This window comes from Micromonospora alfalfae (genome assembly GCF_022230925.1).
Lineage (GTDB): Bacteria > Actinomycetota > Actinomycetes > Mycobacteriales > Micromonosporaceae > Micromonospora > Micromonospora alfalfae.
Genome location: NZ_JAKKFH010000008.1, coordinates 341120 through 359254 on the forward strand (window position 1 = coordinate 341120; position 18135 = coordinate 359254).

General features: G+C 70.6%; 19 protein-coding genes and 1 pseudogene. 9 read left to right on the top strand and 11 right to left on the bottom strand.

Going from position 1 to position 18135, the window contains the following annotated elements; all coding sequences use genetic code 11:
• Positions 1-97: 97 nt before the first annotated feature.
• From MED01_RS08215 to MED01_RS08245, 7 genes are all read left to right on the top strand, one after another.
• Entirely contained in the window at positions 98-1558 is a 1461-nt protein-coding gene (locus MED01_RS08215; RefSeq protein WP_238667903.1) for a benzaldehyde dehydrogenase, read from the top strand.
• 18 nt (positions 1559-1576) lie between these two features.
• Entirely contained in the window at positions 1577-2758 is a 1182-nt protein-coding gene (gene pobA / locus MED01_RS08220; protein WP_238667904.1) for a 4-hydroxybenzoate 3-monooxygenase, read from the top strand.
• Between the two features lie 207 nt (positions 2759-2965).
• Positions 2966-3940, top strand: a complete 975-nt coding sequence (locus MED01_RS08225) for an ABC transporter substrate-binding protein (RefSeq protein WP_238667905.1) — start codon at positions 2966-2968, stop codon at positions 3938-3940.
• Between the two features lie 66 nt (positions 3941-4006).
• The gene (locus tag MED01_RS08230) at positions 4007-4807 is read left to right on the top strand and encodes an ABC transporter permease (RefSeq protein WP_238667906.1); all 801 of its coding nucleotides are present in this window, start codon (positions 4007-4009) and stop codon (positions 4805-4807) included.
• Positions 4804-5628, top strand: coding sequence for an ABC transporter permease (locus tag MED01_RS08235; protein WP_238667907.1), 825 nt, complete (start codon positions 4804-4806; stop codon positions 5626-5628). The genes MED01_RS08230 and MED01_RS08235 overlap by 4 nt, the downstream gene beginning before the upstream one ends.
• On the top strand, positions 5621-6433 hold the full coding sequence (locus MED01_RS08240) for an ABC transporter ATP-binding protein (RefSeq protein WP_238667908.1): 813 nt from the start codon (positions 5621-5623) through the stop codon (positions 6431-6433). Before MED01_RS08235 ends, MED01_RS08240 begins: the two co-directional genes overlap by 8 nt.
• Positions 6434-6472: 39 nt before the next feature.
• On the top strand, positions 6473-7360 hold the full coding sequence (locus MED01_RS08245) for a PaaX family transcriptional regulator (RefSeq protein WP_238667909.1): 888 nt from the start codon (positions 6473-6475) through the stop codon (positions 7358-7360).
• Here the strand turns inward: MED01_RS08245 and MED01_RS08250 are convergent.
• The 11 genes and pseudogenes from MED01_RS08250 to MED01_RS08300 all read right to left on the bottom strand — a co-directional run bounded on the left by MED01_RS08250 (position 7284) and on the right by MED01_RS08300 (position 15731).
• The gene (locus MED01_RS08250; protein ID WP_238667910.1) at positions 7284-8810 is read right to left on the bottom strand and encodes an acyl-CoA synthetase; all 1527 of its coding nucleotides are present in this window, start codon (positions 8808-8810) and stop codon (positions 7284-7286) included. The genes MED01_RS08245 and MED01_RS08250 overlap by 77 nt on opposite strands.
• 60 nt (positions 8811-8870) lie before the next feature.
• Entirely contained in the window at positions 8871-9323 is a 453-nt protein-coding gene (locus MED01_RS08255) for a MaoC family dehydratase (protein ID WP_238667911.1), read from the bottom strand.
• Positions 9324-9340: 17 nt separating this feature from the next.
• A complete protein-coding gene (locus MED01_RS08260; protein ID WP_238667912.1) occupies positions 9341-10222 on the bottom strand; it encodes an amidohydrolase family protein in 882 nt (293 codons plus the stop codon).
• 51 nt (positions 10223-10273) lie between these two features.
• On the bottom strand, positions 10274-11200 hold the full coding sequence (locus MED01_RS08265; protein ID WP_238667913.1) for an SDR family oxidoreductase: 927 nt from the start codon (positions 11198-11200) through the stop codon (positions 10274-10276).
• 112 nt (positions 11201-11312) lie between these two features.
• On the bottom strand, positions 11313-12074 hold the full coding sequence (locus MED01_RS08270) for an IclR family transcriptional regulator (RefSeq protein WP_238667914.1): 762 nt from the start codon (positions 12072-12074) through the stop codon (positions 11313-11315).
• Between the two features lie 30 nt (positions 12075-12104).
• The gene (locus MED01_RS08275; RefSeq protein ID WP_308193436.1) at positions 12105-13058 is read right to left on the bottom strand and encodes a PDR/VanB family oxidoreductase; all 954 of its coding nucleotides are present in this window, start codon (positions 13056-13058) and stop codon (positions 12105-12107) included.
• Positions 13055-13273: a hypothetical protein gene (locus MED01_RS08280; RefSeq protein WP_238667915.1), complete on the bottom strand. Its 219-nt coding sequence runs from the start codon at positions 13271-13273 to the stop codon at positions 13055-13057. Before MED01_RS08280 ends, MED01_RS08275 begins: the two co-directional genes overlap by 4 nt.
• The gene (locus MED01_RS08285; RefSeq protein ID WP_238667916.1) at positions 13270-14313 is read right to left on the bottom strand and encodes an aromatic ring-hydroxylating dioxygenase subunit alpha; all 1044 of its coding nucleotides are present in this window, start codon (positions 14311-14313) and stop codon (positions 13270-13272) included. Before MED01_RS08285 ends, MED01_RS08280 begins: the two co-directional genes overlap by 4 nt.
• A 156-nt stretch (positions 14314-14469) precedes the next feature.
• The gene (locus MED01_RS36315) at positions 14470-15084 is read right to left on the bottom strand and encodes a TraR/DksA family transcriptional regulator (RefSeq protein ID WP_238667917.1); all 615 of its coding nucleotides are present in this window, start codon (positions 15082-15084) and stop codon (positions 14470-14472) included.
• Between the two features lie 162 nt (positions 15085-15246).
• Positions 15247-15345 (bottom strand): annotated as a pseudogene (locus MED01_RS36445) (VOC family protein); the annotation flags it as partial.
• 26 nt (positions 15346-15371) lie between these two features.
• Positions 15372-15731 carry a DNA polymerase ligase N-terminal domain-containing protein gene (locus MED01_RS08300; protein ID WP_238667918.1) on the bottom strand — a complete coding sequence of 120 codons (360 nt, stop codon included), beginning with the start codon at positions 15729-15731 and terminating at the stop codon, positions 15372-15374.
• Between the two features lie 134 nt (positions 15732-15865).
• Between MED01_RS08300 and MED01_RS08305 the strand changes: the two genes are divergently transcribed.
• Both MED01_RS08305 and MED01_RS08310 read left to right on the top strand, forming a co-directional pair.
• A complete protein-coding gene (locus MED01_RS08305) occupies positions 15866-16486 on the top strand; it encodes a TetR/AcrR family transcriptional regulator (RefSeq protein ID WP_238667919.1) in 621 nt (206 codons plus the stop codon).
• 123 nt (positions 16487-16609) lie between these two features.
• Complete coding sequence (locus MED01_RS08310) at positions 16610-18109, top strand: FAD-dependent monooxygenase (protein ID WP_238667920.1); 1500 nt, start codon at positions 16610-16612, stop codon at positions 18107-18109.
• Positions 18110-18135 lie beyond the last annotated feature (26 nt).

The following is an 18135-nucleotide window of genomic DNA, read 5'->3' on the forward strand; positions in this document are numbered from 1 at the left end:
GTTCGGCAAGCGAACACCTCTGGGCCCTTCGTGAGCGGAAGTCCGCCCGGTCACCCCGGGACCAGCCCACCGGCCCCACGCTCCGAGGAGGACCGCCATGACACTGCTGGACGTCACGACCTGGCAGGGCACCCTGCACAGCGACGGCTGGGTGGAACCGGCCGGCGGCACGGCACCCGTGCGGTCCCCCGCCACCGGCGAGGAGATCGGCCAGGTCGGCGTGGCGAACGCCGAGGACGTGACGCGCGCCTGCGCTCGCGCCGCCGTCGCCCAGCGCGCCTGGGCCGCCACCGGCTACGCCGAGCGGGCAGCGGTGCTGCGCCGGGCCGGGCAGCTGTTCGAGCGGCACGCCGCCGAGATCGGTGACTGGATCGTGCGGGAGGCTGGGTCAGTCCCACCCAAGGCCGGCGTCGAGACCGACACCGCGGCGCAGGAATGCTACGAGGCGGCGGCGCTGGCCTCGCACCCGCTCGGCGAGATCATCCCGAGCGCGCAACCGCGGCTCAGCCTGGCTCGCCGGCTGCCCGTCGGCGTCGTCGGAGTCATCGCGCCGTTCAACTTCCCACTCATCCTGGCCACCCGTTCCGTCGCCCCGGCCCTGGCGCTGGGCAACGCCGTCGTGCTCAAGCCCGACCCGCGCACCGCGGTCTGCGGCGGTGTCTCGATCGCCCGGGTCTTCGAGGAGGCCGGCCTGCCCGACGGGCTGCTGCACGTCCTTCCCGGCGGGGTCGAGGTCGGGGAGGCGCTGGTGGCCGACCCGAACATACGGGTGATCAGCTTCACCGGGTCGACCGCTGCCGGCCGCAAGGTCGGCGAGGCGGCAGCACGCCACCTCAAACGCGCACACCTCGAACTCGGTGGCAACTCGGCGCTGATCGTGCTCGACGACGCCGATCTGGACCTCGCGGTCTCCGCCGGCGCCTGGGGGTCGTTCCTGCACCAGGGCCAGATCTGCATGACCACCGGCCGACACCTGGTACACGAGAGCCTGTCCGAGCGGTACGTCGAGCGGCTGGCGGAGAAGGCGAACCACCTGCCGGTCGGCGACCCGGCGAAGGAGCAGGTGGCGCTCGGGCCGATCATCGACGAGCGCCAGCGCGACAAGGTCCACGCACTGGTCACGGCGAGCGTCGACGCGGGTGCCCGACTGGCCGCCGGGGGCACGTACGAGGGGCTGTTCTACCGGCCGACGGTGCTCACCGACGTCACCCCCGCGACCCCGGCGTACGCCCAGGAGGTCTTCGGACCGGTCGCGCCGGTGATCACCTTCGCCGACCAGGACGAGGCCGTGCAGTTGGCCCGGCAGACCGAGTACGGCCTGTCGCTGGGCATCCTGGGCCGCGACGTGATGAGGGCGATGGCCCTCGCCGACCGGATCCCCAGCGGGATCGTGCACATCAACGATCAGACGGTGAGCGACGAGGCGGTGGCGCCGTTCGGTGGGGTGGGGGCGTCCGGCACCGGCTCCCGGTTCGGTGGGGCCGCCGCGAACGTCGAGGCGTTCACCGAGACCCAGTGGCTCACCGTGCAGGGTGCCATCACGCGGTATCCGTTCTGACGCCGGGAGGAGAGGAGCATGCCGGGAATGCGTACCCAGGTCGGCATCGTCGGTGCCGGGCCGGCCGGGCTCATGTTGTCGCACCTGCTGCACCTGCGCGGAATCGAGTCGGTGGTGCTGGAGAGCCGCAGCCGCGACCACGTCGAGCACCGGCTGCGGGCGGGCGTCCTCGAACAGGGCTCGGTCGACCTGCTCTGCCGCAGCGGTGTGGGTGAGCGGCTGCGACGGGAGGGGCTGCGCCACGAGGGCATCGAGCTGCGTTTCGCCGGGGAGTCGCACCGGGTGCCGATGGCGGATCTGACCGGGCGGGCGATCACCGTCTACGGGCAGCAGGAGGTGGTCAAGGACCTGATCGCCGCCCGACTCGCGGCCGGCGGTTCGATCCTCTTCGAGGCCGACGCGGTACGCCTGGACGGCCTCGACTCGGACTCGCCGGTCGTCCATTTTCGACGCGACGGGCGTGACGAGGAGCTGCACTGCGACTTCGTGGCCGGCTGCGACGGCTTCCACGGGGTGAGCCGGGGCGCGGTGCCCGAGGGGGTGCTGACCACCTACGAGCGGGCGTACCCCTTTGCCTGGTTGGGTGTCCTCGCCGCCGCGGCGCCGGCGGTGGACGAACTCATCTACGCCAACCACGAACGGGGCTTTGCCCTCTACAGCATGCGCTCCCCCGAGATTTCCCGGCTGTACCTACAGGTCGCGCCGGACGAGGACATCGCTGCGTGGCCCGACGAGCGGATCTGGACGGAGCTGCGGGCCCGGTTGGAGACGGTGCCGGGATGGTCGCTCAACGAGGGGCCGATCCTGGAAAAATCCATAACCCCGATGCGCAGCTTCGTGGTCGAGCCGATGCGGTGGGAGCGGTTGTTCCTGGCCGGGGACGCCGTGCACATCGTCCCACCCACCGGCGCGAAGGGCATGAACCTTGCCCTCGCCGACGTCGCGCTGCTCGGGGACGCGTTCGCCGCGTGGTACGACGGGGGTCGCACCGATCTGCTGGACTCCTACTCGGCCACGGCGTTGCGCCGGGTCTGGCGGGCCCAGCACTTCTCCTGGTGGATGACCTCGATGCTGCACCGGCTGGAGCGCGACGACCCGTACGAGACGAAGCTGCAGACCGCCACGCTGAGGTACGTCGCCACCTCGGAGGCGTACGCCAGGAGCCTGTCCGAGAACTATGTGGGCCTGCCCGAGGTCTGAGCGCGAACCGGTGCGACGCCTCCACAGCAGAGCGTTGTTCAACTTATTCATGACGGGCGTCAGAAATTATTGACTTTCGATGCCAGGGTGACTGACCATGGCCAACACAGCGGCGTGCGCCCCCACGCAGCGGTAGTTCACCTGCAGATCCGAGGCATCCGCCGACTTCCGACGCACCCACCACCCCGCCCAGGAAGGGCCTCGTCAATGAAGAAGGTCATGGCTCTCGGGCTGATCGCCGCTACCGCGATCGCCCTCACCGGATGTACAGACTCCGACGCGTCCAAACCGTCCGACCAGCCCTCCGGCGACCTGCGCAAGGTCCGGGTCGCGGCGCTGCCCATCACCGAGACCGCCGCGCTCTGGGCCGGCATCAAGGCTGGCCTCTTCGCCGAGCGCGGGCTCCAGGTCGAGGTGCTGCCCGCCCAGGGCGGCGCGCAGGCCATTCCAGCACTCCTGAACGGCGACATCGACTTCGCGATCGGCCAGCCCTTCGGCCCGTTCCGGGCCGACCTGCGGGATCTCGGCGTCGTCATCATCGGCAACTACGCCTCCTCGTACGCCGACGGCGACGACATCAACGCCGTGGTCGCCTCGGCGAAATCCGGCATCAAACGACCGGCCGATCTCGCCGGCAAACGGGTCTCGGTCAACAGCCTCGGCGCGGCCGGCGACGTGACGATCATGGCGGCGGTCGAGAAGGACGGCGGTGACCCGTCGACAATCAAGTTCGTCGAGGTCGCCTTCCCGGACGCCCCGGCCCAACTCGAATCCGGCAACATCGACGCCGCCTGGGTGCCGGAGCCCTTCGTCACCCAACTGAAGACCCGCGGCGACACCTTCATCGTCGCGCCCTACCAGGCGGTGGTGCCCGGCCTGACCACGCTCACCACCATCACCACAAAGGAACGCACCGAGAAGGACGCCAAGTTGGTCGAGGACTTCACCGCGGCGATGAAGAAGACGCTGGAGTGGGCCAAGGACCCCGCCAACGAGACGTCACTGCGGCAGGCCATCAAGGACAACCTGGAACTGCCGCCACCGGTGGCCGACTCGGTGCGGCTGCCGGCCTTCGGTTGGCAGGTCGACCGGTCGAGCCTGCAGACGCTCGCCGAGCTCGCGCAGAAGTACAAGGTTCTCGACAAGCAACCCAACTTCGACCGTCTCATCCAGCAGCAGTAGCTGGCGCGATCCGGCCCTCCCGACCCCCGGGAAGGGCCTCGCCGCCCGCCTGACGACGGGAGTGACATGCGTGTGTTCCCCACCCGACGCCTGCGCGCGTTACGCAAAGCGATGCTGGGCGTCGTCGGCCTGACCGGGTTCCTCGTCGTCTGGCAGCTGATCCCGACGCTGGGCCTGATCAACCCGCTGTATCTGCCGTACGTGACGGACGTGCTGGCGCGGCTGTTCGAGCAGATCGTCGACCTCGCGTTCTGGCGGCGGCTGGGCAGCACCATGACGTCCTGGGCGATCGGCCTGACGGTGGCGACGGTTGCCGCCGTCGTCCTCGGCACTGTCGTCGGGTTGGTGCCGTTCCTGCGGCGCGCGACGCACACGATGGTCGAGTTCCTGCGGCCGATCCCGTCGGTCGCCCTCATCCCGCTCGCCGTGCTGATGTTCGGCATCCAGCGGCAGGCCGCCCTCGTCATCATCATCTACGCGTCGTTCTGGCAGGTGTTCGTGCAGGTGATCTACGGCGTCGCCGACGTCGACGCGGTGGCTCGCGACACCGCCCGCAGTTTCGGTCTGACCCGGCGGGAACAGTTGTCGCACCTCGTCCTGCCCACCACCCTGCCGTACCTCATGACGGGCCTGCGCCTCGCGGCGGCGGTGGCGCTCATCCTCGCCATCACTGCGGAGATGGTGATCGGTAACCCCGGCCTCGGGCGCATGATCGAGCTGTCCCGGTCCGCCGGAGACGCCCCCGGCCTGTACGCGCTGGTAGTGGTCACCGGCCTGCTCGGGCTCGCGGTGAACATCGTCTTCCGGTTCATCGAGCGTCGGGTGCTGTCGTGGCACCAGTCGGTACGAGGAGAGGAGCCGTTGTGACCGCGTACACCGGGCGGATCGCCACCACGGTACGCGGCCGGACGGTCGGATCCCGGATCGCGGCGAGCCTGCTCTACCCGTTGGGGTTGCCGACGCTGCTGCTGGTGCTCTGGGGTCTGGTGGCGACGAGGACGACGAGTCTCTTCTTCCCCGACCCGTTGACGATCGCCGAGGCTTTCCGGGACACCTGGATCGGCCCGGCGTTCGTCGAGGACGTGCTGCCCAGCCTCGCCCGCCTCGGCCTCGGTGTCGCCGGATCGATAGTGCTCGGCATCGCCGCCGGCACCGTCATCGGCCTGACCCGCTGGTTGCGCGAACTCCTCGAACCGGTGCTGGAGTTCCTCCGGGCCATCCCGCCACCGGTGCTGATTCCGGTGGTGATGCTCCTGCTCGGGATCACCGACACCATGAAGGTCGTCGTGATCGTCTCCGGCGCGATCTGGCCGATCCTGCTGAACACGATCGAGGGTGTCCGGGGAACGGACAGCGTCATGACGGAGACCGCGGAATCGTTTCAGGTCACCTGGTGGGAGCGGCTCTGGTTCCTCGTGCTCCCCGCCGCCAGCCCACGGATCATGGCCGGGGTCCGGCAGGCCCTCTCGGTGGCGCTGATCCTGATGGTCATCTCCGAGATGTTCGCCTCCTCCTCCGGCCTCGGCTACCGGATCGCCTACTTCCAGCGCAACTACCTGATCGCCGAGATGTGGAGTGGCATCCTCCTCCTCGGTCTCGTCGGCATCTTCCTCGCCGTAGCTTTCGGTCTCGTCGAACGGCGTGTTCTGCGCTGGTACCACGGAATCAGGGAGGTCAACCGTGCGTGATCGGAGCACGATGCTGCGGGTGGAGCACCTGCGGAAGGTCTACGAGTCGGCGACGGGCACCGTCGAGGCGATCGGGGACATCAGCTTCACCATGGACGCCGGTGAGCTCGTCTGCATCGTCGGGCCGTCCGGTTGTGGCAAGACCACCCTGCTGAAGTGCCTCGCCGGCCTGCTGCGGCCCACCAGCGGCGTGGTCGAGATGGACGGCTCGCCGGTGACCGGGCCCAGCCCGGCCATGGCCGTCGTGTTCCAGGAGTACGGTCGCAGCCTCTACCCCTGGCTGACGGTGCGCGGGAACGTCGAGCTGCCACTGCGGCACAAGAAGCTCACCCGCGCGGCCCGGGACAAGCTGGTCGTCGACGCTCTTGAGGCGGTGGGCCTCGCGCACGCCGCGCGAAGCCACCCGTGGCAGCTCTCCGGGGGGATGCAACAGCGGGTGGCGATCGCGCGGGCGATCGCCTACCAGCCCGACGTCCTGATCATGGACGAACCGTTCGCCGCCGTCGACGCGCAGACCCGGGCCGACCTGGAGGACCTGGTCCGCGAGCTGCACGCCAGCCGCACCATCTCGGTTGTCTTCGTCACCCACGACATCGACGAGTCGGTGTATCTCGGTCAGCGGGTTCTAGTATTGTCCACGTCGCCGACCTGGGTCCAGGAGGACCTCGCGATCGACCTGCCGCCGGAGCGCGATCAGATCACGACCCGCGCTCTGCCCCGTTTCACGGAATTGCGGACGCACGTCTACGACCAGATCCAGCGGGCCAAGCGCGGGCAGGCTGTGGCCCCGCGATCCGCGCGGTGATCGGCGGCCAGGCCAACGAGTTCGCCGAAGGGAAGCGCTGTGGGTAGTCGTCAGCCGAAGCAGTTGTTGCTCGCCTTCTTCGGCGAACACGTCGTCGACGCCGCCACGGGACCCATCCGGGCAAGCGCTCTGATCAACGTGTTGGAAGGCGCTGACGTCGCCGCGCCGGCCACCCGCGCGACCCTCGACCGTCTCGTGCACAGCGGCATCCTCGGCCGCAGCAGGAGCGGCCGGGAGACGCTGTTCTCACTGACCGAGCACGGGGCCGCTGTGCTGCGCGAGGCGACGTACCGCGTTCGCGGGCCGCGGCCGTTCGACCCACAGGGCAGCGGATGGACCCTTGTCACCTTCTCGATCCCGGAGGGCCAGCGGATGCTGCGGCACCGCCTGCGTTCGACCCTCACCTGGGAGGGCTTCGCGCCGCTCCGGGACGGGCTGTGGCTGGCGCCCGGCGAGGTCGACCTCGCCGGGTCGTTGGAGCGGCTGCGGCAGGACCTCGCACCCAACACCGTGGTCGCCTTCCACGCCCGCGAACTCGCCGGCTTCCCGATCGGTGAGAGCGTGCGCACGGCCTGGGACATCGAGGCGATCCGACGCGCGCACCTCGCCTTCATCGAGGTGTGGGACGACCCGTCCGCGCTGGCGATGGCACCGAGCGCCCTCACCGTACGAACCATGCTCGTGGCCGACTGGCTCGCGCTGCTGCGCGCCGACCCGAGGCTGCCCGGGGAGTTCATGGACGCGGAATGGCCCGCTGCGAGATCGGTGCGGACCTACCGCCGGATGCACGGCAAGCTGACCGAGGCGTCCGCTGCGGAATTCGCCGAACTCGTCGCGGCCCGGCCCGCGCCTAGGCGCCGAACCGGGTCCGCAGATCGGCCTTCCGCACCTTCCCCGACGCCGTCCGCGGCAACTCGTCCACGATGACGACGTTCTTCGGGAGCTTGTAGCGCGCGATCCTGCCGTCCAGGCCGGCCCGGACGGTGGCGGTGTCCACGGACGCCCCCTCCCGTACGGTCACGATCGCCCACGGCACCTCCCCCCAACGCTCGTCCGGCACGCCGATGACCGCCGCCGAGGTCACCCCGTCGACCTCGGTGAGCAGCTGCTCGAGTTCGAGCGGGTAGATGTTCTCGCCCCCCGAAATGATCATGTCCTTGAGGCGGCCGGAGATGTAGAGGTAGCCGTCGGCGTCCAGGTGGCCGAGGTCGCCGGAGCGGAACCACCCGTCGGCGGTGAACGCCTCGGCGGTCGCCTCCGGCAACCCGTGGTAGCCGGGGAAGACGTTGGGACCGGTCACCTCGATCTCACCGACGGCGCCGACGGGCAGCACCGCACCGGCCGCATCGGTGATCCGCACGTCGGTGAAGAAGTGCGGCAGGCCGACACTGCCCTGCTTGACCCGGGTCATCGCCGGCGGCAGCGCGGTGGCGCCCGGCGCGGCCTCGGTCATGCCGTAACCCTGGGAGAACGACAGGCCCCGCGCCTCGTACGCGTTGAGGATGCGGGCCGGCACCGCCGAACCTCCGCAGGTGAGCTTCGTCAACGACGACAGGTCGGTCGACGCCCAGGCTGGGTGGTCGGCCAGCAGCTGGTAGGTGGTCGGCACACCGCTGAGCATGGTGACCCCGTGCCGCTCGATCTGCGCGAGCGCGCGTCCCGGCTCGAAGCCCCTCTCGATGACCATCGTGGCGCCCTTGAGGATGATGGGCAGGGCGCCCATCCCGAGCGAGGCGACGTGGAACAGCGGCGAGATCATGAGGGCGACGTCTGTGGAGACAACGTCATAGTCGACCACACAGTTGAGCGCCACCCAGGTGAGGTTGCCGTGGGTCAGCACCGCGCCCTTGGCCCGGCCGGTCGTGCCCGAGGTGTAGACGATCGCCGCCGGATCCTCGTGGGCGGTGTCGACGTGGTCGGTGAACGGGGTGGCGGCGGCCCGGGTCAGGTGGGCCAGCCCGGGCCGGTCCGCGCTGCCCACACCGTTGACGATGACGTACGGGATCCGGGCGGCCGGCGCGGCGGACGCCACCGGCACCGCGAAGTCCGGGTCGTGGACCAGCACCCGCGCGGCACAGTCGGCGAGGACGTAGCCGATCTCGGGTGCGGCGAGCCGGGTGTTGATCGGCACGAAGACCGCACCGACCTGCGCGGCAGCGAACATCACCTGGAGCAGTTCGGGGCTGTTCTCTCCCAGGTAGGCGACGGAGTCGCCCTCGCCGACGCCCCGCTCCCGCAGCACCGCCGAGATCCGGTCCGCGGCATCGGCGAACTGGCGGTAAGTCATGGGTGGCCGGTCGCCGTGGATGATCGCGATCTGGTCCGGGGACTTGAGCCGGCGCTTGGCCAGCCAGGCGCCAATTCCGTGCTGGTGCATCATCATTCTCCCGGGGGGTGGAGGTGGTGTGCTCGCCCGGCTCGACGGATGCCCCCGGGCTCAGGCGTAGAAGCGGTACAGCCCGCGCGCGACGACCGCCGGCTTGGTCCCGCCCTCGATCTCGATCGTCTGGTCGACAGCGAGCTGGTAGCCGCCGCGCACCTCGACGACCTCGACGACGGTGGCCCGCATCCGCACCCGCGCCCCGACCACCACCGGCGCGGGGAAGCGCACCTTGTCGAGGCCGTAGTTCACCTTCGTGGTCACGCCCTTGACCTCGAGCAGCTCGGTCCAGAAGGGAACCGCCAGGGAGAGAGTGAGGAAGCCGTGCGCGATCGGTGCGCCGAACGGGCCGGTCTTCGCCCGTTCCGGGTCGACGTGGATCCACTGGTGGTCGTCCGTGGCGTCCGCGAACAGGTCGACCTGGTCCTGGGTGACAGTGCGGTACCCGGTGTGGCCGAGATCGGTGCCGGCGAGGTCGCCGAGCCGGTCGTAGGTGATGGTCGTCGTCATGGCGTTCCCTCTCGTCGTCACCGGGCCAGGCCCAGCAGTCGGGCCGCGTTGTCCTTCAGGATGCCCGGGAGCACGTCCGGTTTGAGGTCGGTCGCCTGCACGTCGCGCAGCCACCGGTCCGGGGTGAGCATCGGGTAGTCGGTGCCGAAGAGCACCCGTTGCTTCAGCAGCGAGTTCGCGTAGCGCACCAACTCGGCCGGGAAGTACTTCGGGCTCCAGCCGGACAGGTCGATCCAGGTGTTGTGCTTGTGCGTGGCCACCGACAACGCCTCGTCCTGCCAGGGCACCGACGGGTGGGCCATGATGATCTGGAGGTCGGGGAAGTCGGCCGCGATCGGGTCGAGCAGGATCGGGTTCGAACGGCCGAGCCGCAGGCCGTAACCGCCCGGCGTGCCCGCGCCGATGCCGGTCTGCCCGGTGTGGAAGAGCGCCGGGACGCCGGCCCGCTCGAGCAGGCCCCACAGCGGCGCGTACTCGTCGTGGCTGGGGTCGAAGCCCTGCACGGTGGGGTGGAACTTGAAGCCGCGAACGCCCTCCTCCCGGATCAACCGGTCGGCGAGTTCGACTGCCGCTCCCCCGGTGCGCGGATCGACCGACCCGAACGGGATGAGCACGTCGGCGTGCTCGGCCGCCGCGCGGGCGATCTCGACGCTCGACAGTGGCTGGTGCTCCAGTTGGGTACGCGCGTCGACAGTGAAGACGACAGCTGCCATGTGCCGCTCGCGGTAGTACCGCGCCACCGCCTCGACCGCGGGCCGTGGGCCGTCCGTCCTGAAGTACGCCGACGCCGCTGCCAGGAGCGGTTCGGGCAGTGAGGTGTGACCGTGGTCGTCGACCTCGATGTGCACGTGCATGTCGATCGCCGTGACGTGGTCGAGGTCGATCGCGGGCTGGTACATGGGGCCAACCTTCGTCGGGCGGGTCGGTGCGGGCAGGTCCGCTCGGGCCGGTCAGGACGGCGCGGGCTCGAACTCCTCGGGGAGTTCCGGGAAGCGTTCGCCGACACTCTGCGCCGCACCGGCGAATGTCGTCGGCCAGGCCTCCACCAGCGCGTCGTACGTCCAGCCGCCCTCGCGGTGCGCGGTCAGCGCCGCCTCCGGGTGGGTCCAGATCTGCAGGCGGTCCCCGCCGACACCGATCACCTGCCCGGTCACCGAGGCCGCCGCGTCGGAGCCGAGGAACGCGACAAGCCCGGCCACGTCGTCCGCCGTGCCGAAGCCCAGTTCGTGTCGGAAGAACGCGGGCATCGGCTCGCCGTTCGCCTCGGCCCGCACCGCCGCCGCGAAGTAGGGAACGGTGGCGGTCATCGCGGTCGCGGCGACCGGGACGACGGTGTTGGCGGTGATGCCGGCCCGCTTCAGCTCCAGCGCCCAGGTCCGGACCATGCCGACGATGCCCGCCTTGGCGGCCGCGTAGTTGGTCTGGCCGAAGTTGCCCCGCTGCCCGGTGGGTGACCCGACGCAGATGATCCGCCCGCCCTCGCCGGCCTGCCGCATGTGCTGCACCGCCTCGCGCACAGTGGTGAACGTGCCACGCAGGTGCACGTTGATGACGGTGTCGAAGTCGTCGTCGCTCATCTTCCACAGCACCGTGTCGCGCAGCACGCCTGCGTTGGTGACGAGGATGTCCAGCCGGCCGAAGTGTTCGACCGCCGTGCTGACGAGCTCCTTCGCGGTCTCGGTCGGGCCGACCGGTGCGACCACCGCGACGGCCCGACCGCCGGACGTCTCGATCGTCGCCACGGCGTCGGCGGTGGTCTCGGCGTCGACGTCGTTGACCACGACCGAGGCGCCCCGCCGCGCCAACTCCTGGGCGTAGGCGAGGCCGAGACCCCGCCCGGCGCCGGTGACGATGGCGACTTTGCCGTCCAGTGACATGAGTGCTCCCTTTCGTCGATGCCGATCTGCGCACGAAGGTGGGGAGTAACACGCGCACCGGCAACGTAATGCAGAATTTGACCGGGCGTCAACGATTCGCAGTCTGTCTACATCAGACGGCAGGGCGGGTGGGGTTGTTCAGCGCCCGGGAGACCACCCGGCCGGCGGCCTGGACCAGCGGCGCCAACGCCACCGGGTCCGCCCGGTCGTGGGCGACCACCAGCGAGATCGCCGCCACCACACCCTCCGGTACGCGGATCGGCGCGGCCACCGAGAGGGCGTCCATAGTGACCTGACGGTCGCTGACCGCGTACCCGACCCGGCGTACCTCGGCGAGACAGCGACGCAGCCGCTTCGGGTCGGTGATGGTCAGTTCGGTGTACCGCTCCAGCGGCGCGGCCAGCACCTGCTCCTGGACCTCGGCGGGCGCGTGGGCGAGCAGGACCAGCCCGACGCCGGTGGCGTGCAGCGCGAAGCGACCCCCCACCCGGGTGAGAACGGGCACCGCGTGTCGCCCGGCGATCCGTTCGATGAAGACGAGTTCGAGATCCTGCCGGACGGCGAGCTGGACGTTCTCGTGGGTCACCTCGTACAGGTCCTCCATCACCGGCAGGGCCAGCTCCCGCAGCCCCAGGCCCCTGGGGGCGAGCGAACCCACCTCCCACAGCCGCAGACCGATCCGGTACCGCCCGTCGTCACCGCGCTCCAGTGCCCCCCACGCGACCAGCTCCGCGGCCCGCCGGTACACGGTGGGCAGTGGCATCCCGGTGCGACGCGCCAACTCGCTCAGGGTCAACGCCGGGGTGGCCGGGCTGAACGCGTCGAGCAACGCCAGCACCTTGCTCGTCACCGACCGTCCCGGCTCTGCGCGCACCCCGTCATCATCCCCGCCCACGCCGGCAGCTCACAGCTCCAGCACGAGTCGGGGCGTACGGGCCCGGGAGACGCAGATCATCATGGTGTCCCCGGCGGCCCGTTCCTCGGCGGTGAGCAGGCTGTCGCGATGCTCCGGCACACCGGCGAGCACCGGCGTCTCGCAGGTGCCGCAGGTGCCCTCCCGGCAGGACGAGAGGACCTGCACCCCGGCCTCCTCCACCGCCAGCAGGATCGGCGTGCCCGGCGGCACCGTCACCGTCCGCCCGGAGAGCGCGAGCTCGACCTCGATCGTCGTCTCCGGCGCGCCGGTGTCGCCCCGGGCGGTGAAACGCTCGACGTGCAGGCAGCCCGGTGGCCAGCCGCGGCAGTGCTCCTCGACCGCGGTGATCAGTGGTTCCGGGCCGCAGCAGTAGACGAGCCCGCTGCCGGGCCGGCCCAGCAACCCGGCCAGGTCGAGCAGCCCGGTCTCGTCCTGCGGGTGCAGGCTCACCCGGTCGCCGTACCTCACCCGCAGGGTGGTGGCGAAGGCCATGGTGGCGCGGCTGCGTCCGCCGTACACCAGCCGCCAGTCGGCGCCCGCGGTGTCGGCCGCGGCGACCATCGGTGCGATGGGGGTGATACCGATGCCGCCGGCAATGAAGAGGTAGCGGCGTGCCGCGACCAGCGGGAAGGTGTTGCGCGGGCCGCTCACCCGGACGGTCGCGCCGACGGTGAGCCGCTCGTGCGCCAGCCGAGAACCGCCGCGCCCGTCTGGCTCGCGCTGCACCGCGATCCGCAGGACCGACCGCTCCGCCGGGTCACCGCAGAGGGAGTACTGGCGGGTCAGCCCGGCGCCCAACTCCAGGTCGATGTGCGCGCCCGGCGTCCACTCGGGCAGGTCACCGCCGTCCGCGCGACACAGGCGGATCGCCACCACCTCGGCCGCCACCTGATCGCGGCCGGCGACCACCAGCTCCGCACCGGTCAGAGCATCCACCGTCACTCGCGCATCGCCAGCCGTCTCGGCGGTCCGGGCACCGGCACGGCCGCACCCTGGTGGCCCTGCGGGTGGGCGAGCAGCCACTCCCACAACTCAACCGGCTCCTCGGCGAGGCGCTCGGCCCCACAGTGGCAGATCCCGCGCAGCGTGTCGGTGCCCGGCACCCAGTGGATCCGGTAGACCCGGTCCCCGCTGCGGGTGCCTGCCCGGGAACTCACCGCGCCGCTCCCACCGTCCCCGACCCGACCATCCGGGCCAGCAGCCGCCGGGCGGCCAGGCCACCGGTGTCGATGTTGATGCTCAGCTCCTGATACCTGTCCGGCTCCGTCGCGATCACCTGCTCCAGAATGTTGAGCGCGGTCACGTCCTGCATGACAACCGTGTGGTTGCTGTGGTGGAGGTACTCGCTGACCGACTCGTCGTCGATCGCGAAGTCGCGCGCCACCGCCCAGAAGTCATAGGTGGTGTGCTCCGTCGACGGGGTGATGGCGTACACGATCTCGGCGTGGAACGCTTCGCGGTCCTCGCCCTCCGCGGGCGGGTAGACACCCTGCGGCGCGATCCGGCTGTGCAGCAGGTAGAGGCAGGGCGGGTGGTACTCGATGTCCTGCCACCTGGTGATCCGGCCCTGGATGCCGGTGGAGCGCGCGTAGAACGGGGGGCAGTCGGCATCGTCCATGTGCCGACTGACGTAGACGATCCCCCGGTCCTCGTCCACTTCGGTGGTGATCGGGGTGTTCGCCACCTCCGGCGTGCCGATGTAACCGCCGTGCAGATAGGTCTCGTGGGACAGGTCCAGGAGGTTGTCGACCAGCAGCCCGTACCGTGCGTTCAGTGGCGCCATGCCCCGCACCACCGCGTAACGCGGGTCGGCCAGCCACGGTGCGCGCGGAATCGCAGCCGGGTCGGCCCGGTCCAGGTCGCCGATCCAGACCCAGATGAAGGAGTCCTGTTCGACAACCGGGAACGAGACCACCCGCGCGGTGCGCGGGATGCGCTGTTGACCGGGTACGAAGACGCAGGCGCCGGTCGGATCGTAGGTGAAGCCGTGGTAGCCGCAGACGATCGTGTCGCCGTCGAGCCGGCTCTCCGACAGCGGGAAGCGCCGGTGTACGCACCGGTCGGCGAGCGCCACCGCCTGCCCGGCACCGGTGCGGTACAGCACCAGCGGCTCACCGAGGACCGTCCGGGCGAGCAGGTTTCGCCCCACCTCACCGCCGTAGGCGGCCACATACCACTGGTTACGCGCGAATGCCATGCGACCGGACCTCCATGCCGACGGATGTCGATGGAGCCGGATCGTCCCGTGCGGTGTCCCCGCTGGGGAACCGGAGCTTTCACTGAATGAAAGGCCGGGCTCTCGTACGTGACGGTGTGGCTGCCGTACCGGCGGCACGGCAGCCACACCGGGGCGTCACCTGTTCTGCTTCTCCTGGCAGGGCACGCAGAAGCGAGCGTGCGGGAGAATTTCGAGCCGCTCGGCCGGGACACTCTGGCCGCACCTCTGGCAGGCACCGTAGGTGCCGTCGCTGATCCGGTTCAGCGCACCGGTGATCTGCTCGATGTTCTGGCGGGTGGCCAGCAGCAGCGCGGCCTGGTTGTGGGCCTCGCCGGGGTCGCCGGTGTCCGCGTTGAGCTCGGTCAGTTCCCGCAGCCGAGCCGTCTGGGTGGCGAAGTCGTCCGCCAGGGACGCTCGTAGGTCAGCCAGCCAACTCTGGTCGAGAGTAGGACGATGATCGACGCTCATGATCTGCCTTTCAAGGGGAATGGGTGGGAAAAATGGGAAAAACAAAAAGGGCCGAAGCTTGGTAGCTTCGCCCTGGCGGTCGTTCTGGGTATGCAACGACTCCGCAGGTGGGCCTCGGCCGGTTCGCGTCGGGCTCGACGTTGTGCGCATGGGCGCGGTGTGCGGCGCGCGGACAACCGGCACCCGCATGTCGGCCTTGGGACGGGTCGCCGTCGGCACGCGCACAGCACCGCCCACCGCCACCTCGGTGGCGGCGGGCGAGCGGAAGGTCACCGGCGGCATACCCCCACCATAGAGTGGCGTTGCCCTAATGCCAACGTTCGCGGTGGGACGTCGTTCCGGCCACAAACTGCCACTTTCCGCCGCACTAGGGCCGTTGTCCGAATCGACCGACTCCGTCCGGTTCTCCATCGGCCCGGTGTCGCCGGTTGGTCAGCTCGGGGTGAGGAGGCAGAACTCGTTGCTTTCCGGGTCGGCCAGGACCGTCCACGGCCCGTCACCCTGACCCACGTCGGCGGCTGTCGCGCCGAGATCCTTCAGCCGCGGCCCACCGTCGCCGTCTTCGTCGGCTACCGTCCGCGCTCGTCCGGAGGCTGCTCCTTCGTCAGGTGGAGCAGCCACCCCTCGCCGGTGCGGATGAGCGCGTATCGCCGGGGGCCGGTGCGGCCGTGCAGGGTGAACAGCATCCGGCGGTCGGTGCGATCGTGCTCCTCCCAGGTGCCGATGTCGGCGATCGACTTGTCGACGTCCTCGTAGGTGAGGTGATCGAGGTCGTGGTCGGGCACGGCGATCGCGAGGCGGTTGTCGCTGGGGCTGTCCGGAAGGCCGCGAGGCACCGCCCAGGAGCGCAGCACGCCGTCCTCCTCCAGCCGCAGGTCGAAGTGCGGTCGTGGTTTGCGGTGGTCGTGCAGGACGAAGGCAGGTGCCACTCCCCCATTGTCGGCGCCGGCCCGCCCTTCCGCCTGTCGACGCGATCACCTCGGATAGCCGGTACCCGTCGTGTGGGGGGTTTTTGCGTAGCACGCATATTTGCGTGTCACGCAAATGGTGCTAGCGTGGTGGCATGACGGGGCTCCGGGAGCGCAAGAAGGCCGAGACGCGGGCGGCGCTCGGTTGGGCCGCGATCCATCTCACCGCTGAGCGCGGCTACGACAACGTCCGCGTCGAGGACATCGCCGATGCGGTCGGTGTCTCCCCGCGCACCTTCAACAACTACTTCTCCAGCAAGGCCGAGGCGATCGCCTCCCGCCACCTCGACCGCAGCCTGCGCACCGCCGCCGCGCTGCGCGAACGTCCCGCCGACGAGCCGCTCTGGGCAGCGCTCACCCAGGCCGCATTGGAGCAGTTCACCCGCGGCCCCGAGGTCGAGGCGATGCCCTCCCCCGACCACGCGCAGTGGGTTGCCGGCGTCCGCACCATGCTCGCCGAGCCCGCGCTGCAGGGCGAACGGCTGCGCGCCACCGCCCTCGCCGAGGCCGAGCTCGCCGCCGCGGTCGCCGAGCGCACCGGCACCGACCTCGCCACCGACATGTACCCGAGGCTCGTCGCGGCCGCCGCCAGCGCCGCCGTCAGCGTCGCCATGCAGCACTATCTCGACAGCGCCGACCCACCCGCCCCGATCGAACGCCTCATCACCGACGCCTTCACCCAGATCGCCGCCGGCCTCCCGGCCCCACCCCGCTGAAGCTCCGCCCTCACACAGGGCACCACCTCACCCACGTCTCCAGCCGCGTCACACTCCCGCGGCGGGCCGGCCACGCGCCGCGCCTGCCGTGGCGATGACACACACCCCGAAGGAATCACGACCATGATCGATGTCATCATCGTCGGCGCCGGCCCCAACGGCCTCATGCTCGCCTGCGAACTGGCGCTCTCCGGCGTACACCCCGTCGTCCTCGAACGCCACGCCACGCCCACCGGCGAGCCGCGCGCCAACGGCCTCGTGGGCCAGGTCGTTCGCCTGCTCGACCGGCGCGGCCTCTATGCGCGGCTCAGCGGTGAAAGCACACCGCCGACCCCTCAACCGGCCTTCACCTTCGGCGCGTTCCCGCTGGATCTCACGATGCTCGCGGAGAACCCGCACTACGTGCTCGGCGTGCCGCAAGCCCAGCTCGAAGCCGGTCTCGCCGTCCGAGCTACCGAGCTCGGAGTCGACCTGCGCCGCGGCCACGAGGTCGTCGACCTCCGCCAACGCCCCGACGGGGTCGAGGTTCACCTCGCCGACGGTACGCAGCTCACCAGTCGTTTCGTCGTCGGCGCCGACGGCGGGCGTAGCGCGGTGCGCCGCCTCGCCGGCATCGGCTTCCCCGGGGTCACAAACGACCGGTCGATCTCTCGTACCGCCACGGTGACGGTGCCCGCGTCATCCCTCGACCCCGAGACGGGCGGCCTGCGCGTCCCCGGCCTTGGCGTCGTCACGCCGTTCCAGCACACCCGCACCGCGCGTGGCCTGATCGCCTGGGCCCCGTTCCCCGGCCGTCCGGCGATCCTGAGCACGACGGAGTGGCCCGACACGCCAACCAACGACGAGACCCCGATGAGCCTGGCGGAGTTCCGCGCCAGCGTCGCCCGGGTGCTCGGCACCGACATCCCCCTCGGCGCGCCCGACGGCCCCAGCCTGCTGAGGCGGCTGACCGGCCGAAACACCCGCATCGCCGCCCGCTACCGCGCCGGCCGGGTGCTCCTGGTCGGCGACGCCGCGCACGTGCACCCCGCGATGGGCGGCCCCGGCCTCAACCTGGGCCTGCAGGACGCTGTCAACCTGGGTTGGAAGCTCGCCGCAACGGTGCGCGGCTGGGCACCGCAGGGGCTGCTCGACACGTACGAAAGCGAGCGTCGTCCCGTCGCCGAACGGGTCGTCATGTCCACCCAGGCGCAGTCGGCGCTCATCGGCCCTGGCGACGAGATCACCGGCCTGCGGGAACTCTTCGCCGAACTGCTGCGCAAGCCGGAGGTGACCGGGCACATCGCGGCGCTGATGTCCGGTGCGGACATCAGCTACCCCGCCGATCCCGCCGACCCGTTGGCCGGCCGCTGCGCGCCCGACGTCATCGTGCACACCGACCACGGCGCGACACGTCTCGCCGAACTGACCCGCACCGCCCGGCCGCTGCTGCTGGACTCCACTGGCGCCTACGCCGGGATCGCCGCGCCATGGCGGGACCGGGTCGACGTGGTCACCGGCCCACTGGAGGGCACCACAGCGGCCGCGTTGCTCGTACGCCCCGACTGCTTCGTCGCCTGGTCCGCCGGGGACGCCACCACGCTGCGCGCCTCGCTCACCCACCACTTCGGCCCTGCGCGATGACCGCGAGACAGTTCCAGTCTGGCCCT

Excerpts from the sequence above, each read along its gene's own strand:
- MED01_RS08255 (WP_238667911.1), bottom strand. The coding sequence starts at position 9,323 with ATGACGACGACCATCACCTACGACCGGCTCGGCGACCTCGCCGGCACC.
- MED01_RS08215 (WP_238667903.1), top strand. The coding sequence starts at position 98 with ATGACACTGCTGGACGTCACGACCTGGCAGGGCACCCTGCACAGCGAC.
- MED01_RS08250 (WP_238667910.1), bottom strand. The coding sequence starts at position 8,810 with ATGCACCAGCACGGAATTGGCGCCTGGCTGGCCAAGCGCCGGCTCAAG.
- MED01_RS08310 (WP_238667920.1), top strand. The coding sequence starts at position 16,610 with ATGATCGATGTCATCATCGTCGGCGCCGGCCCCAACGGCCTCATGCTC.
- MED01_RS08225 (WP_238667905.1), top strand. The coding sequence starts at position 2,966 with ATGAAGAAGGTCATGGCTCTCGGGCTGATCGCCGCTACCGCGATCGCC.
- MED01_RS08305 (WP_238667919.1), top strand. The coding sequence starts at position 15,866 with ATGACGGGGCTCCGGGAGCGCAAGAAGGCCGAGACGCGGGCGGCGCTC.
- MED01_RS08285 (WP_238667916.1), bottom strand. The coding sequence starts at position 14,313 with ATGGCATTCGCGCGTAACCAGTGGTATGTGGCCGCCTACGGCGGTGAG.
- pobA (WP_238667904.1), top strand. The coding sequence starts at position 1,577 with ATGCCGGGAATGCGTACCCAGGTCGGCATCGTCGGTGCCGGGCCGGCC.
- MED01_RS08265 (WP_238667913.1), bottom strand. The coding sequence starts at position 11,200 with ATGTCACTGGACGGCAAAGTCGCCATCGTCACCGGCGCCGGGCGGGGT.
- MED01_RS08260 (WP_238667912.1), bottom strand. The coding sequence starts at position 10,222 with ATGTACCAGCCCGCGATCGACCTCGACCACGTCACGGCGATCGACATG.
- MED01_RS36315 (WP_238667917.1), bottom strand. The coding sequence starts at position 15,084 with ATGCCGCCGGTGACCTTCCGCTCGCCCGCCGCCACCGAGGTGGCGGTG.
- MED01_RS08230 (WP_238667906.1), top strand. The coding sequence starts at position 4,007 with ATGCGTGTGTTCCCCACCCGACGCCTGCGCGCGTTACGCAAAGCGATG.